A 14,923-nucleotide genomic window follows, 5' to 3' on the forward strand; every position below is an offset into this window, starting at 1 on the left:
CTTCAGCTTTCTCGTGATTGGGGGGCGGAGTTCGATGCGTGTTCGGGCAGCAATCCGAACGTGGCCCGCCAATCGGGGTCATACTCACGCGAGAACAACTGTTGAATCTGTTCAGCACGATCGGCCGAATCGGTTAACAGAATGTTGATCGCTTGGGTGAGTTGCTCGCGACGTTTCGCAGCATCACCCGGCAAACGCCCTCCCTCGCCATTGGCTCGATCGATGCGGTCGAGGATCGCCGCAACCTCGAGCAGTTTGGCCCGCGTCTCGAGATAGGATTCATCTAAAATGGTTTCTGCGCTGCGAGACTTCATATCTGCGAATTAACCTTCGGCCGGTTCAATCGTGGCGGACATGCTGCCTTTGCATCGCGGCAGCAGTTCGTCTTTTCCGAACGCGTGAATTTGATCGCGTTTGAGTTCGGCGAGTTCGAGGGTGGTGGTCATGCAGATCGCACGACCGCTGGAGTCGACTTCTTTGGCAACCTGAAAGCCCTTCTCGATCGGCATTCGGAACAGACGTTTCATCATCATAATGACGTAATCGAAACTGTGGTCGGTGTCGTCCCAAAGAATGACGTGATACGGCGGTTGTCGTTTCGGTTTTGTGCCTTGACGCTGGTCGTGCTGGGTTTCCGGTTCGGCAACGGCAACGGCGACGACTTCGTCAAACATGCTCTCTTCGTTGGACATGGTTCCTGGAGTTCTCCTGATCGGTTCGCTGCAGATGAGTAAATTCTCAGTGCGAACGGCTTCCTGTTTGATGCGGTTCACGATTGTTCCGCAAAAACGTTATTGTAGCCGCGAGACGATTACACCTGTTAGACCTGAAGTATTGATTTTTCCGAAGGTTGCACAGGCGGTCCTGGCACGTTTCGCCCAACCCGCAGGGGTTAACGGCGTCACAATTCCCCTCGTTGGGACAATCGTTTTGACACTCAATGTTGGCCAAAATCTCTCCCCATTCGAAACACGCTCATGACCAATCCCGCCATCTCGCTGCCCGATGAATTTGTCGATTTCCTGACTCAGAATGCCGGACGTTTCGAGGAGGAACTGATTCAGTGGCTGCGGATCGCGAGCATCAGCAGTGACTCGTCCGCTAAAGAAGATGTTCACAAGGCCGCCCAATGGGTCAAGAATAAGTTTGAGGCCGCGGGCCTGAAAACCGAATCGATCCCGACGGCCGGGTTTCCGCTGATTTACGCCGAAACACCACTCCCCGAACCGGTCGACGGAAAAACCCCGCCGGTCGCACTGGTATATGGACACTATGACGTTCAACCGCCCGAACCGTTGGATTTGTGGACGAGTCCCCCGTTCGAGCCGGTCATTCGCGACGGCAAGATATTTGCCCGCGGTGCGACCGATGACAAAGGCCAAGTCCTCACCCATGTACTCGCCGTTTGCGAATGGATCGGCAGTGGACGCACCCTTCCAGTGCAAATCAAGTTTTTGATTGAAGGCGAAGAAGAGGTCGGCAGTGCGAACCTCGAAGAACACCTGCCGCGGCTTTCCGAAACGCTCGCCTGCGACGTCGTCGTGGTCAGCGACAGCAGCCAGTACGGCCCTGGACGCCCCGCGATCACGTGCGGCCTGCGAGGTATCGCGACGTATGAACTCTTCGTCGACGGACCGAGCCATGACCTGCACAGCGGCTCATTCGGAGGAGCCGTCATGAACCCGGCGATCGCACTTTGCCAGATGCTTTCGAGCATGATCGAACCGGACGGACGCATCGCCGTCGAAGGCTTCTACGATGACGTTTTGCCGATCCCCGAAATCGAACGAGAAGCGTGGAAACAACTCGGCAGCGACGATGAAGAGTTCGCCCGCAGTGTCGGAGCCAACGCACTCGCCGGGGAACCGGGATACACGACCGACGAACGCCGATGGGCGCGGCCGTCGTTCGATATCAACGGGCTCACCTCAGGACACCAAGGCGAAGGAGTGAAGACGGTATTGCCCGCGAAAGCGTCGGCGAAATTCAGCCACCGCCTGGTCCCCAACCAAGATCCTATCGCGATCACGCAAAAACTCCGTGATCACTTCACTCGGCACTGCCCGACGGGCGTGAAGTTTGAACTCAAACCCGATCACGGCGCCGGTGCGATGCTCGCCGATGCAACCAGTCCGTACACCCGAGCCGCAGTCACCGCGGTGGAAACCGCCTTCGGCGTGGCCCCCGTGATGATTCGCGAAGGCGGCTCAATCCCCATCCTCGCTCGTTTCCAAGAAGTGCTCGAGTGCGACGTGCTGCTGCTGGGATGGGGTCAGAACGACGATGCCGCCCACAGCCCGAACGAAAAGTTCTCGCTCGAAGACTTCCATCGTGGCATCCACGCGTCGGCCGCACTCTGGCAAGAGATGGGACGAGTCTAAACTCGCCAATCCGATTGCCCCAACTTTGGCATGGCAATCGCTTCCTGACTTCGATCGTTGCGTCAGCGTTTCGATCGCGAACCATTTGCGGTTCGCGGTCGATGCCTCGACGCCTAATAGTTCTGAACGCCAACCAACCACGTTGGCTCAATAACGATCGAAAGAAGGAAACCTAATGAGCAAGAACAAACTCGATAACAAAACGATTGCATTTCTCGTCACCGACGGGTTCGAACAAGTCGAATTAACGAAACCCTGGGACGCGATCAAGAAAGCCGGCGCGACCGTGCATCTCGTCTCGATCAAATCCGGCAAAGTCCAGGGTGTTCACCACGAGAAACAAGGCGACCAATTCGATGTCGATAAAGTGGTCGGTGACGTCAGCGCATCTGACTACGACGGACTCGTCTTACCCGGCGGTGTCTTCAACCCCGACGCGTTGCGGGTCAACGACGAAGCAGTCGACTTCGTGCGTGACTTCTTCAAACAACACAAACCCGTTGCCGCAATCTGTCACGGACCGTGGACGCTGATCGAAGCCGGTGTGGTCGATGGCCGACGCGTCACGTCGTGGCCGAGCCTCAAGACCGACCTGACCAACGCCGGAGCCAACTGGGTCGACGAAGAGTGCGTCTGCGATGAGGGTCTCGTCACCAGTCGTAACCCGGACGACTTGCCCGCGTTCTGTGACAAGGCGATCGAAGAATTCGCCGAAGGCAAACACGCGAAACAAACGGTGTAAAGCAGCGGTGCGAGAGAATACCGTGTTAACCAATCCTGCGGCCGCGCGGCGTCTGAGTCGAGCGGCCGTGAGGCTTTTTACCGGACTGACAATTAACCGTCTCGTCGGGCAAATCCCACGTTTGATCGCTTCAGCACGACAGCGATCTACGTCGCTGCTGCGTCGTCTTTTTACGCAGTCAGTCCCCCGGACGTAGCCGAACCGCTACGATACAGCCAGGAGACATTCAACACAGATGAACAAGTCGATTTGGCCGCGTGGCGAAAACACCGAGGTCCTTATCCAGGCAGCCCGCGATGGCGACCCGGATGCGGTCAACCGATTGCTAGATCGGCACCGTGAGGGCGTTCGACGCCTCGTGGAAATGCGGCTCGATCGCAAAGTCCAGCAACGCGTCGACGTCAGCGACGTTGTTCAGGAAGTGCTCGTCGAAGCGAGCGGCCGGCTCGACAAGTATCTCGACGACCCGGTGATGGCGTTTCACCTATGGCTACGGCAAATCGCCTGGGACCAGATCATCGACACGTACCGGCGTCATCGCGTCAGTGCGAAACGAAACATGGACCGCGAACAGCCCATGCATTCGGGCGGACGCGGCGGCGTGGATGAATCCTCGGTCGACCTCGCGATCCAGCTCTGTGACCCCGCGATGACTCCCGCCGCGGTCGCGACCCAGCGAGAAATCGCCGGGCGTGTTGAGTCCGCGATCGACCGCCTCGACGACGCCGACCGCGAGGTGATTTGGATGCGTCACTACGAGCATCTAACGAACCTCGAAATTGCCGAGGCACTCGGCCTGCAACCGCCCGCCGCTAGCATGCGATACCTCCGAGCGATGCGGCGTCTGCGAATCCTGCTCGAACAGGAAGACGAATCGCTCTCCTGAATCTCGGCAGGTTTCACGTTCGATGCCGCACCAACCAAATCGACTGGCTCATCAACCAGCGGTAGCGTTTACCTGAACCTCTTCGTCCGACAAAATCTCGTCGAGACGACGGCGAATCAAGTCGCCCCAAATCAGATAGCCGGCCTCGTTCTGGTGCAGTTGGTCACCGATGAACAGTTCCGTCCGAGGCATGTCGTTCGCGGTGAGATAGTATTCCGATGTCGCGAGGCAATAAACATTCGGCTCGGTCAGAGCGACTTCCCGAAACATCGCATTGAGGCTGCGGATTTCCGGCCAAACTTTCCATCTTGATTGCGTCGGAGTGACCTCCACCAGCAGAATCGGCGAGTCGGGCTGATATTGCCGAGCGACGCCAATGAGGTGCATCACCATTTTGTGAACTTCCTCGACGGTCCGATCCTCTTTGGAGCCGGTGATGTCATTGGCGATGAAGACCACGAGAGCGCGAAACTGATGCGGCGAAATCAACCGCCGCGCGAAAACGACCATGTCGGCGTGCCGGGCGCCACCGTAACCGCGTTGGATGATGGGATAGGGTGCGAGCATCTCGGCGGCTTGTTTCCACAATCGAATGCTGCTGCTGCCGAGCAACATGACCGAGTTTTCGGGATACGATTCGCTCTTGTCCAACTTTTCAAAGCGCGCGATATCCGAATCCCAGCGTTTGATCGCCTTGATTCGATCCTCGGGCGAGAGAATCCCGCTCAATTCCTCCTCGGTGGCGTTCAGAGGCGAGTCGTACAGGGATTCGGCCTTTGAATGGGTCGCCACATTAGTCTGCGGCCCTGGTTTCTCCTGACCACTCGCCGAGGGGGCGGCCCCGATCATGCCGATTGCTGCAACGATAGCCCCCATCGGGAGAAACCACCGAACGGGCCCCCGAGATCGCAAAAACACGTTCAATGAACAACGGAAAACGGATTTCGAGCGGCAGGGGCCAGCAAAAACGGGCTTCATCGGGGGATTCCAGGCGGGAGAGGCGGGGTCAAAGGAGGGGAAAACTGCGCATACAGCCTAGTCGAACGTGAACCGGTCTTGTCACCCGATTGCCAATCGCGAACACTGGCAGCTGAAGAAACTCACTATGTACCCCTGAAGGTAATTTTCGAATGTCCGATCCGTTTGGTTCTCTATCGCCACTGCAGGCCGGTGGCTTAAACTCGATCTCCGATCATCGCATGGCTAGCAGCCATGCCAGTCAGGGTTACCAGCGTCAGCGTCAAATGACGTTGGGCGATCTTTTGCTGGAAAATCGAATCGTTTTCTTGCAAGGCGAGATTCACTACGCCAATGCGAACGAAATCGTGATGAAACTTTTGTACTTGCAGAGCGAAAATCGCCGCAAGGACATCCATTTCTATATCAACTCGCCGGGCGGCAGCGTGACGGCGACGCTCGCGATCTACGACACGATGCAAATGGTTTCGTGCCCCGTCGCGACCTACTGCGTTGGTGAAGCGTGCAGCGGCGCGGCCGTGTTGCTCGTCGGCGGTGCCAAAGGCAAACGATTCTGCCTGCCGAACAGCCGCGTGATGATGCACCAACCGATGGGCGGCGTGTCGGGTCAGGTCAGCGATATCGAAATCCAAGCTTCGGAAATGTTCCGATACCGCGACAAACTCAATCAAATCATCAGCGAGCACAGCGGCAAATCGGTCGACCAAATCGCCAAAGACACCGATCGCGATTTCTTCCTCTCCGCTGAAGAGGCCAAAGAATACGGCTTGGTTGACGATTTGCTCAAAAAAGAAGAGGTCGCCGCCGACGAAGACGAAGCTTAATCGTCAACTCGAGTAGCGAACCGAAACCTCTTTCTTCTTTTCCATTCAATTAATTCACAAGACAAAAGTTAGAAATATGCCAGTCATCCCTTACGTGGTTGAAAGCAACGGCCGCGAAGAACGCACCTACGATATCTACAGCCGGTTGCTGAAGGATCGCATCATTTTCCTCGGCCAACAGGTCGACGACCAAATCAGCAACGCGTTGGTCGCTCAAATGTTGTTCTTGCAATCGGACGATCCGAAGGCGGACATCCACATGTACATCAACTCGCCCGGCGGCAGTATCACGGCTGGAATGGCGATCTACGACACGATGCAGTTCGTCAGCTGCGACGTGGCGACCTACTGCATGGGGCAGGCCGCTTCGATGGGCGCCGTGTTGTTGACCGCCGGTGCCAAGGGCAAGCGATTCTCGCTGCCAAACGCCCGGATCATGATCCACCAACCGCTCGCCGGAATGCAGGGAACCGCTCGTGAAGTCGAAATTCACGTCGGCGAATTGCGTCGGATCAAGACTCGTATGAACGAGATCATGATCGAGCACACCGGTCACTCCCTCGAGAAAATCGAAGAAGACACCGACCGTGACCGCTTCATGTCGGCCGACGAAGCCTGCAAGTACGGATTGATCGACAAAGTCGTCAGCAAGGTCAGCGAAGCCGAGAAATAATTCGGCTTTTCAACCGGGCTTTCTCTCAGGAGAAACCATTCCCCCTTCGTCTAGCGGCCCAGGACGTCGGCTTATCCGGCCGGAAACGCTCGTTCGAATCGGGCAGGGGGTGTTTGGCGGATAGTGGCCGCCATGGCTATGATGGGTTGGACATCCACCATCCCATCGATCGCAATTCGCCCGCATGCCACTATCTTCCTCCGAAATCCGCTTCGTCTACTTTGACCTCGGAAACGTTCTGGTCGCGTTTGATCGACGGCTCGCCTGTCAAAACGTGGCCAACCTGTTCGCCGGTGACGCCTCCCATGTCGACGATTTCCTGAACATCCAGGGATTGCAGAACAAACTGGAAAGCGGACAGATCAACGAACCGGACTTCGCCGCCACCGTGCGTCAGCAAATGCGTGCCGCGGCCGCCGATAGCGTCGATACCACCGCATTCGAGAACGTCGGCGATGAGGCGATCCTGACCGCGATCAGCGACATGTTCACGCCGATCGAATCGATGCGTGACGTCCTGCGTGCGGTCCGTCAAACGGGAATGCCCATCGGGATTCTCAGCAACACGTGCAACGCGCATTGGAGTTGGGTCAACTCGCAGGCCTACTCGGTCCTCGAAGGCCCCTTTGAGGTTTGTGTCGTGAGCCACGAAGTGCAGTCGATGAAACCCGATCGACTCATCTACGAGACCGCGGCAGACCACGCCGGAAAGATTGCCAACGCGTCGCCCGAGACAATCTTGTTCCTCGACGATCGTGAGGAAAACGTGCTCGCCGCTCGCGAACACGGCTGGCGTGCGGAAGTCTGCCTCGGTGGGGAAGAGGCCGAACAGGTCTTACTCGAATATGGCGTGTTGCCCGACAAAGTACTGCGAAACGAAAATAGCTTGGAGGCCGCCCCACGATCATGACCCCGCCAACCACCCAAACCGCACCTCACGTCGAAGCCGCTGCGTCGGCGAATTCCCCGCGGACCGTTGCGGTCATCGACATCGGCGCGATCAGCATCCGCATGGCAATCGCAGAAATTTACTCCGACGGCCAAATCCGAACGCTCGAATCGCTGCTGCAGCCCGTTGACCTGGGACGCGACGCGTTTGATACCAGACGCCTGAGCCGCAAAGGGATCGAACGGGCCGCGACCGTGCTCAAACGTTTCCGACGGGTGCTCAACGAATACGGCGTGACCGACACCAAAGACATCCGCGTCGTCGCCACCAGTGCCGTACGCGAGGCGTCCAACCGGATGGCCTTCATCGACCGCGTTTATGTCGCCACGGGGCTCGATGTCGAGCCGATCGACGAAGCGGAAGTCAACCGAATCACGTACATGGGCATCACGCCCATGTTGATGGCACGGGCCGAAACGGCGGAGTCCAAATCGGTGGTCATCGAGGTCGGCAGCGGCAGCACGGAATTGTTGATGATCCGCGGCGGCAACGTCTTGCATTCCGACTCTTTCCGTTTGGGATCATTGCGATTGATCCAAGAACTCGATGCGACGGGATTGCGTGGGGCGCAGTTGCGCAACCTTCTCGAAACACACGTTCGCCGGTTTGTCATTCGCATTGCTGAAGAACTGAAAGCCGACGCGCCATTGCAGTTAGTTGTCATGGGCGGTGACATTCGATTTGCCGCTCACCGTTTGATCGAAGATTGGGATGAGCATTCGCTCACCAAACTACCGACCTCCAAATTGGAAAAACTCTCCAGCCAGATTCTCTCGATGAGCGAAGATGCCATCGTTGAGAAATTCGGTGCGACGTTCGTGGAAGCCGAAACACTCTCGGTTTCATTGCTCGCCTACACCCTGTTTGCCAAACACTTCGAACTGCAACACCTCTTTGTCAGTGGTGCAAACCTGCGTGACGGATTGCTCGCCGACATCGAACAGGGCGGTAATTGGACGAGTGAATTTCGCCAACAAATCATCCGCTCTGCGGTCTCACTCGGACAGCAGTACGACGTCGATCAGGCTCACGCCCGCGCGGTCGCCGAACTCGCCCGCGGGTTGTTCGAACAACTCACCGTCGAACACCAACTCGATGCCCGACACGAAGTCTTGCTGTATGTCGCCGCCTTGCTGCACGAAGTCGGGTTGTACGTGAACCTGCACAGCAACCACAAACATGCCTATTACCTGATCCGCAACAGCGAACTGTTCGGGCTCAGCCGACACGAACTGCAACTTGTCGCCTTGGTCGCTCGGTACCACCGCCGCGCTTCACCACAATCGTCCCATGAAGGATACAGCTCGCTCGATCGCAAGGATCGCGTCGCGGTGACTAAGATGGCTGCGATGTTGCGACTGGCGATCGCGTTGGATGACACCCGTAGCGGACGCATTCGCGAAGTCCAGTGCACGCGTCAAGAGAAGCAAATGGTGATTTCCGTTCCGGGTGTCGAAGACGTGTCACTCGAGCAACTCGCCCTCCGCGTGAACAGCTCTCTGTTCCGCGATATTTTTGGTGTCCCCGTTTTATTGCGAGCCGGAGAGTAGATCGTGAAATCGTTGCCCCTGTGTTTTTCAGTCGCGTTGTCGGCGTGGCTGACCGTTCAATTCGCGTCACCGGTTGCCTCGCAGGATATCCCTGCCGACACCGATGTTGATGCCGCGAGTTCAACTGCTTCCACTCATCGTTCACCTCCCCCTGCTTTCGCGGTCCCCTCCATCGTGTCTGAACCCTCCCGAATCGTTTTGGCACAATCATCCGGCAGCAGCGAGAGCGGTGCGTCTTCCAAACCCGATCCCTACGCTGCGGCGCGAAAACGCTTGGTCGATTCACGGATCCGAACTGCGGGCGTGATCAATGAACGCGTTCTTTGGGCGATCGCGGAAACCCCGCGTCACGAATTCGTTCCCGCTGCTGTTCGCGATAAAGCTTACTTTGACATGGCGCTTCCGATCGGTGCTGCACAAACCATCAGCAGCCCCTTCATCGTCGCGTCGATGACCGAAACCCTCGACCCGCAGCCCACCGACCGGGTGCTCGAAATCGGCACCGGCAGCGGTTACCAGGCTGCCGTGTTGAGCCCCCTCGTCGCGGACGTGTACTCGATCGAGATCGTCGAGTCGCTCGGGCTGACGGCCCGGGGAGTGCTCGATCGACTCGGTTATGAAAATGTCCACACCAAAATCGGCGACGGTTTTCTCGGTTGGCCTGATAAAGCTCCGTTCGACAAGATCATCGTCACCTGCAGCCCCGAGTCAGTGCCGGTTCCCCTGGTTGAACAACTCCGCGAAGGCGGCTCGATGATCATTCCCGTCGGCGAGCGGTATCAACAAACGCTGTACCGGATGATCAAACGAGACGGCAAACTCATCCGTGAACCGCTGCGACCGACGCTTTTCGTTCCGATGACGGGCACAGCCGAGTCGGGCCGCAAAGCACTGCCCGACCCGGCAAACCCCGTGATCGTCAACGGCGATTTCGAACAGGCAAGCCCCGCTGCCAAACCCGCTGAAGAGGTTCCACCGGTCGGCACCGAACCCGTGGGCGTTGATGCGATCCGCGACGCACTGCACCCGCTCGGCGCTCCGGCACCGAATCCGGCCGACTTCATCGAAGGATGGTATTACGGACGTCAGGTCACCCGTTTTGTTGAAGACGGGAACGCGATGGCTCGATTCGAAAACCAAACGGCGGGGCTTGGTTCGCACCTATTACAGGGGATCGCCATCGACGGCAGCCAAGTCTCCACCATCCGCCTATCGGCGCGTGTCCGCACCGACAATGTCGTCAAAGGTCCGGAATCGGACGCTTGGCCCATGCTCGCGATAAGCTATTACGACGCCAATCGCCGTGATCTCGGAATGATCACGCTGGGTCCTTACCGGGGGACACGCGATTGGAAAAAAGACAGCCGTGTGCTGCGTGTTCCGCCCGCAGCCAAGGAAGCGATCATCCGCATCGGATTGTTCGGGGCTACCGGTCGGGTCGACTTCGACGATGTCCAGATCGAGAAAATGAGCCGTTAAATTTTACCCAGACTGCTTGATCGCCCCCCCTGTCTCGCTATCCTATCAACTGGCGAAGTAGGCGTTCGAGGTCCGCACCGCCAGACGCATCGCTTTCGATTTTCGCCGAAAACGTTGCGATCACGACCAATGGGCTCAGCCCGAGCCGGTTGCGAGAGTCCTTTTCAAACCTTGATCGCCGGCGGCATCCACTTTTTAACCAAGACAACGAAGGATGGAGGAACGTACATGAGGTGTTTTCACCTGTTGGTATGCTTCACGCTGGCACTGACACTCAGTGCATCAGCCGAAGCAGGTGGCTCTTACGGGAGCTACGGAAGTTATGGCAGCGGAGGCAGCTCCGGCGGTCTCGTCCACGGCAGTAGCGGTGGCGGGTTACTCTCCGGTTTGCGTGCACGCATTGCCGCTCGTCATTCCGGTTCGTCCGGTGGCAGCTATGGTGCTTCGTCAGGTGGATCGTCAGGAGGCTCCTCAGGCGGCGCTTCATCAGGCGGTTCGTACTCGGCGAGTTACGCTTCCTCGGGAGGCTCCTCAGGTGGGTCATCGGGTGGCGGATTGTTCAGTCGCCTTCGTGCTCACATCCAAGCCAAACGTGCCGCTCGTGCATCGAGTGGTGGTTCGAGTGGCGGTTCATCCGGTGGCTACATCGCGTCGTACTCCAGCGGCGGCGCCAGCAGTGGTGGCAGCAGCGGTGGGTACTACTCGAGCAGCGTTTCGGTATCTCCGGTTTCCCACGGCAGCGTCGGCGGCTATGTCGCTCCGGTTGCTTACACACCACCGGTTACCTACTCCGCTCCGATGATCGAATCGAGCTACCCCGTGGAATCCTATCCATCGGGCACCGTCATCGAGTCGGGCAGCTATCCCGTTGAAGGCAGCGTCATCCATGGTGAGTCCGCTCCCATGAGTGGCTCGGTTATCGACGGCACCATCATCGACAGCGGCGCGAGCTACGAATCTCGCAAGCCAACCCTTGATGACGACGCCGCTCTGTTGACCGTTGCTGTTCCTTTGGAATCGGCACGCGTCACCGTCAACGGTCACGAAACGACCAGCGACGGAATGGTTCGTCAATTCATGTCACGTGGGCTCAAAGAGGGTTACCTCTACACGTACGAAGTCGTCGTCTCGTACGACGTCAACGGACGTGAGCAACGCGACACGAAGACGATCAAACTGCGTCCTGGTGACATGGAACGAATGGTCTTCCAACAAGACGCCGACGATGTTCAGCCTGCCGCTGACGAAGCGGAAGAAAACACGCAAGCCGAAGCGAAAGCGGAAGAAGCCGATACGACCGAAACCGTCGTTCAGCTTCACGTTCCCGCCAACGCGGTCGTTACCCTCGCCGGAAACGAAACTAACGGCTTCGGTCGCGTTCGCACGTTCCGCACCACCCAACTCGCCGCTGGTGAGAGCTGGGAAAACTACACCGTCGTCGTCAGTGCGACTGTAGCCGGACGGAGCATCCGCAACGAACGGACGATCAACGTCGCTGCCGGTGACACCGTCGAACTCGAATTCGACTTCGACGCCACCACCCTGGCAATGCGTTAAGAAAAACGGAAACGGGCCAGCCTTCACCGGCTGACTCGCCACTCCCAAACAGGAAGCCGTGTTCAAGATTTCTTGGACACGGCTTTTTTCGTTTTTCGGCCGACTCTTCCCCACCGGCCCCGCAGTGTCCGGACAAAGGGTCCTTTTCCCATTGATCTGTTATTGTCATAGGTACGCACACTCTCCCTTAACTCGACGCAAGACTACATCGAAGGAAGATCATCCGATGAACCGAGACAAAATGCTGATCGAAAAGATCCAGTCGCGAGACGTCGAAGCGTTAGCGGAATACATCGCCACCCATCGCGATAAGCTCGCCGGGTTCGTTCGTTCAATCACCGGCGAACATTTGCTCGCGGTGACCGAACTCGACGATCTGATCCAGGAGATCTCCGCTACCGCCGTTTCGGGATTGGCGACGGCGCCGCTGGACCAGTATGCCCCCATGCAGTGGTTACAACAGATCGCACGGCGGCGAGTCGTTGACGCCCATCGCTTCCATTTTGACGCAAAAATCCGTGACTTTGGCAGACAAAAATCCATCCATGCTCCAGGCGCGTCGGGCGGCGACGAAAGCGACGGTGGGCTCGAACGATTGCTCGCGGCCAGCATGACGTCACCCAGTGCAGCGGTCAGTCGCGACGTGCGAATGCATCGAATGAGCGAGGCGATCGGCACCCTCAGCGAGGAACAACAGCAAGCGATTCGCCTTCGCTATGTCGAGGGGCTTCCCACCAAAGCGATCGCTGAACAACTCGGCAAGACCGACGTTGCGGTACGTGTGCTGCTCTCGCGAAGCATGCGTGAACTTGAAAAACAGCTCGACGACGTGCGTCCAAGTCGTTGATGCCCGGTTGAGAAGATCTATGGAATGTTCCAGGATGTAGACGTGTCGCTCCAACCCCCTTTCGAGTCTCTGCATCCATCATGTCCACTGTCTCCACCGATGTCGCTCGTGTTCTGATTGCCGGATCATGGCGCAACGCAACCCCGCAATCGACTTTCCATTCCACCGACCCCAATCACAACTCGGAACTCCCGCAAGCGTTCCCGGTCAGCACGTGGGAAGATTGCGAGGCCGCACTCGAAGCCGCCGACAAAGCGGCCGCGGAACTGCGTCGCGTACCGCCCGCGAAGATCGCTGAGTTCCTGTACCTCTACGCCGACAAGATCGAAGCCGCGAAAGACGCGCTCGTCGAAGCCGCATACACCGAAACCGGATTGGCCCGTTCGCCACGACTCGGCGACGTCGAGTTGCCCCGCACGAGCAACCAATTGCGGGCGGCCGCCGATTCATGCCGAAGCGGCAATTGGGCACTGCCGACAATCGATACCAAAGCCGGAATTCGTTCTTGCTATCGCCCCCTCGGTCCGGTCTGCGTCTTCGGGCCTAACAATTTTCCGTTCGCGTTCAATAGCGTAGCCGGCGGCGACTTCGCGGCCGCGATCGCCGCAGGAAATCCGGTCATCGGAAAAGCCAACAGCTCGCACCCGGAAACCACCCGTCTCCTCGCGGAACTCGCACACGAAGCCGTTGTCGAAACCGGCCTTCCCGAAGCAACGGTTCAGTTGATCTACCGTACCAGCCATGCCGACGGCGAACGCCTCGTCTCTGACCCGCGTGTTGGCGCCACCGGATACACCGGCAGTCGATCCGCAGGTCTGACGCTCAAATCCGCAGCCGATCGCGCCGGCAAACCGATCTACCTCGAACTATCGAGCGTGAACCCAGTTGTGATCACTCCCGGTGCACTGGTCGAACGGAACGAAACAATCGTCAACGACTTCGTCACCAGCGTCCTGATGGGAACCGGCCAATTCTGCACCAATCCTGGAATGGTGCTGCTGGTCGCCGGCGATGAAACCGAATCATTCATCAGCGACGTGAAAGATCGCTTTGCCTCGACGCAGTCGGGCACACTCCTCTCGCCTGCAGTCGCCCGGTCGTTGAGCAAGAGCGTCTCGATCCTTACTGACCTTGGTGCGGACCTGTTGACCGGCGGTGGTGAACCGGAGTCGGACCGGTGTGCATTCGCTAACACTCTGATGCGGATCGATGGCGCCAAATTTTTGTCTGACCCCGAAGGCTTCCAAACCGAAGCGTTCGGTAACGCGTCGGTGTTGGTGGTTGCCAAAGACATCGCTGAACTGTGCGACGTCATCGATCATCTCGAAGGAAACCTCACTGGGTGCATCTATTCCAAAGAAGACGCGAGCGAAGAAACCGACGTTGAAAAGATCTCATTCGTTCTCGAGCCAAAAGTCGGCCGAATCCTGAACGACAAAATGCCAACGGGAGTCGCCGTCAGCGCCGCGATGAACCACGGCGGTCCGTATCCCGCGACAGGACACCCCGGTTTCACCGCCGTCGGAGTGCCCGCGTCGCTGCTGCGTTTCGGAAAGCTGACCAGCTTCGACAACATTCGTCCCACCCGTCTTCCCGCTCTTCTGCAAGACTCCGCTCCGACCGCCGAGACGATGCGACTGATCGACGGTCAGTGGCGAACGGGCGACGTAGGCTAGACGCGTCGTAGACCATACCGAGTCAACCATGATGAACGGTCATCGATCGCGATTCCGCGATCGGTGACCATGCAAACCGACGAACGATCCTCTTTCGTCATCGGATCGTTTTGGTCCCGCGATCCCGATTTGCATCGCCGTAACCCACGTCGCCGGCGCCGCAGACCTGCCTGCTCGCGATCGCCGTCCTTCGCGGTCGCTCTAGATGCAGACCTGCGTGGGCAACCTTATCCCGCATCGATTCTCGATGCTCGGCAACACGTTGGCTGGCGGCCCGTCCGGCTTGCGTCAAAAAAGGATTTTTTTGGCGCACAAAATGCTACCGACACACCAACCGCGCCCGCCGTTATGGTGGCGTTACGTTGAAATCGGCCAACGCCG

The 14,923-nt window shown here is 58.0% G+C and carries 14 protein-coding genes; 11 read left to right on the forward strand and 3 right to left on the reverse strand.

Translation table 11 applies throughout. The features are described from left to right. Window positions 1-2: 2 nt before the first annotated feature. Together FHS27_RS06930 and FHS27_RS06935 are read right to left on the reverse strand one after the other, a co-directional pair. Window positions 3-314 (reverse strand): hypothetical protein, encoded by a 312-nt coding sequence (locus tag FHS27_RS06930; RefSeq protein ID WP_184303492.1) that lies wholly within the window; start codon window positions 312-314, stop codon window positions 3-5. Between the two features lie 9 nt (window positions 315-323). Further along, window positions 324-773: an ATP-dependent Clp protease adaptor ClpS gene (locus FHS27_RS06935; protein ID WP_315854478.1), complete on the reverse strand. Its 450-nt coding sequence runs from the start codon at window positions 771-773 to the stop codon at window positions 324-326. Between the two features lie 204 nt (window positions 774-977). On the opposite strand from FHS27_RS06935, the gene FHS27_RS06940 reads away from it, so the two are divergent. From FHS27_RS06940 to FHS27_RS06950, 3 genes are all read left to right on the forward strand, one after another. After that, entirely contained in the window at window positions 978-2,381 is a 1,404-nt protein-coding gene (locus FHS27_RS06940; protein WP_184303494.1) for a dipeptidase, read from the forward strand. Window positions 2,382-2,556: 175 nt separating this feature from the next. Further along, the gene (locus tag FHS27_RS06945; protein ID WP_009101522.1) at window positions 2,557-3,123 is read left to right on the forward strand and encodes a type 1 glutamine amidotransferase domain-containing protein; all 567 of its coding nucleotides are present in this window, start codon (window positions 2,557-2,559) and stop codon (window positions 3,121-3,123) included. Between the two features lie 235 nt (window positions 3,124-3,358). Beyond that, on the forward strand, window positions 3,359-4,009 hold the full coding sequence (locus FHS27_RS06950) for a sigma-70 family RNA polymerase sigma factor (protein ID WP_184303497.1): 651 nt from the start codon (window positions 3,359-3,361) through the stop codon (window positions 4,007-4,009). A 51-nt stretch (window positions 4,010-4,060) separates the two neighbouring features. Here the strand turns inward: FHS27_RS06950 and FHS27_RS06955 are convergent, their stop codons facing one another. Next, window positions 4,061-4,885 (reverse strand): GDSL-type esterase/lipase family protein, encoded by an 825-nt coding sequence (locus FHS27_RS06955; RefSeq protein WP_246419229.1) that lies wholly within the window; start codon window positions 4,883-4,885, stop codon window positions 4,061-4,063. A gap of 254 nt (window positions 4,886-5,139) precedes the next feature. Between FHS27_RS06955 and FHS27_RS06960 the strand changes: the two genes are divergently transcribed. The 8 genes from FHS27_RS06960 to FHS27_RS06995 all read left to right on the forward strand — a co-directional run bounded on the left by FHS27_RS06960 (window position 5,140) and on the right by FHS27_RS06995 (window position 14,542). Beyond that, the gene (locus tag FHS27_RS06960) at window positions 5,140-5,811 is read left to right on the forward strand and encodes a ClpP family protease (protein ID WP_184303501.1); all 672 of its coding nucleotides are present in this window, start codon (window positions 5,140-5,142) and stop codon (window positions 5,809-5,811) included. A gap of 76 nt (window positions 5,812-5,887) precedes the next feature. Next, complete coding sequence (gene clpP, locus FHS27_RS06965; protein WP_184303503.1) at window positions 5,888-6,484, forward strand: ATP-dependent Clp endopeptidase proteolytic subunit ClpP; 597 nt, start codon at window positions 5,888-5,890, stop codon at window positions 6,482-6,484. Window positions 6,485-6,668: 184 nt separating this feature from the next. Then, window positions 6,669-7,394, forward strand: coding sequence for an HAD family hydrolase (locus FHS27_RS06970; RefSeq protein ID WP_184303505.1), 726 nt, complete (start codon window positions 6,669-6,671; stop codon window positions 7,392-7,394). Next, window positions 7,391-8,983, forward strand: a complete 1,593-nt coding sequence (locus FHS27_RS06975; protein ID WP_184303507.1) for a Ppx/GppA phosphatase family protein — start codon at window positions 7,391-7,393, stop codon at window positions 8,981-8,983. The genes FHS27_RS06970 and FHS27_RS06975 overlap by 4 nt, the downstream gene beginning before the upstream one ends. A 3-nt stretch (window positions 8,984-8,986) precedes the next feature. After that, on the forward strand, window positions 8,987-10,462 hold the full coding sequence (locus FHS27_RS06980) for a protein-L-isoaspartate(D-aspartate) O-methyltransferase (RefSeq protein ID WP_184303509.1): 1,476 nt from the start codon (window positions 8,987-8,989) through the stop codon (window positions 10,460-10,462). Window positions 10,463-10,690: 228 nt separating this feature from the next. Further along, entirely contained in the window at window positions 10,691-12,019 is a 1,329-nt protein-coding gene (locus FHS27_RS06985) for a TIGR03000 domain-containing protein (protein WP_184303915.1), read from the forward strand. Between the two features lie 226 nt (window positions 12,020-12,245). Continuing rightward, a complete protein-coding gene (locus FHS27_RS06990; RefSeq protein WP_184303511.1) occupies window positions 12,246-12,866 on the forward strand; it encodes an RNA polymerase sigma factor in 621 nt (206 codons plus the stop codon). A gap of 80 nt (window positions 12,867-12,946) precedes the next feature. Further along, complete coding sequence (locus tag FHS27_RS06995; RefSeq protein ID WP_184303513.1) at window positions 12,947-14,542, forward strand: aldehyde dehydrogenase (NADP(+)); 1,596 nt, start codon at window positions 12,947-12,949, stop codon at window positions 14,540-14,542. The last annotated feature ends 381 nt before the right edge of the window (window positions 14,543-14,923 follow it).

Origin of the sequence: Aporhodopirellula rubra (genome assembly GCF_014192335.1) — a bacterium.
GTDB lineage: Bacteria > Planctomycetota > Planctomycetia > Pirellulales > Pirellulaceae > Rhodopirellula > Rhodopirellula rubra.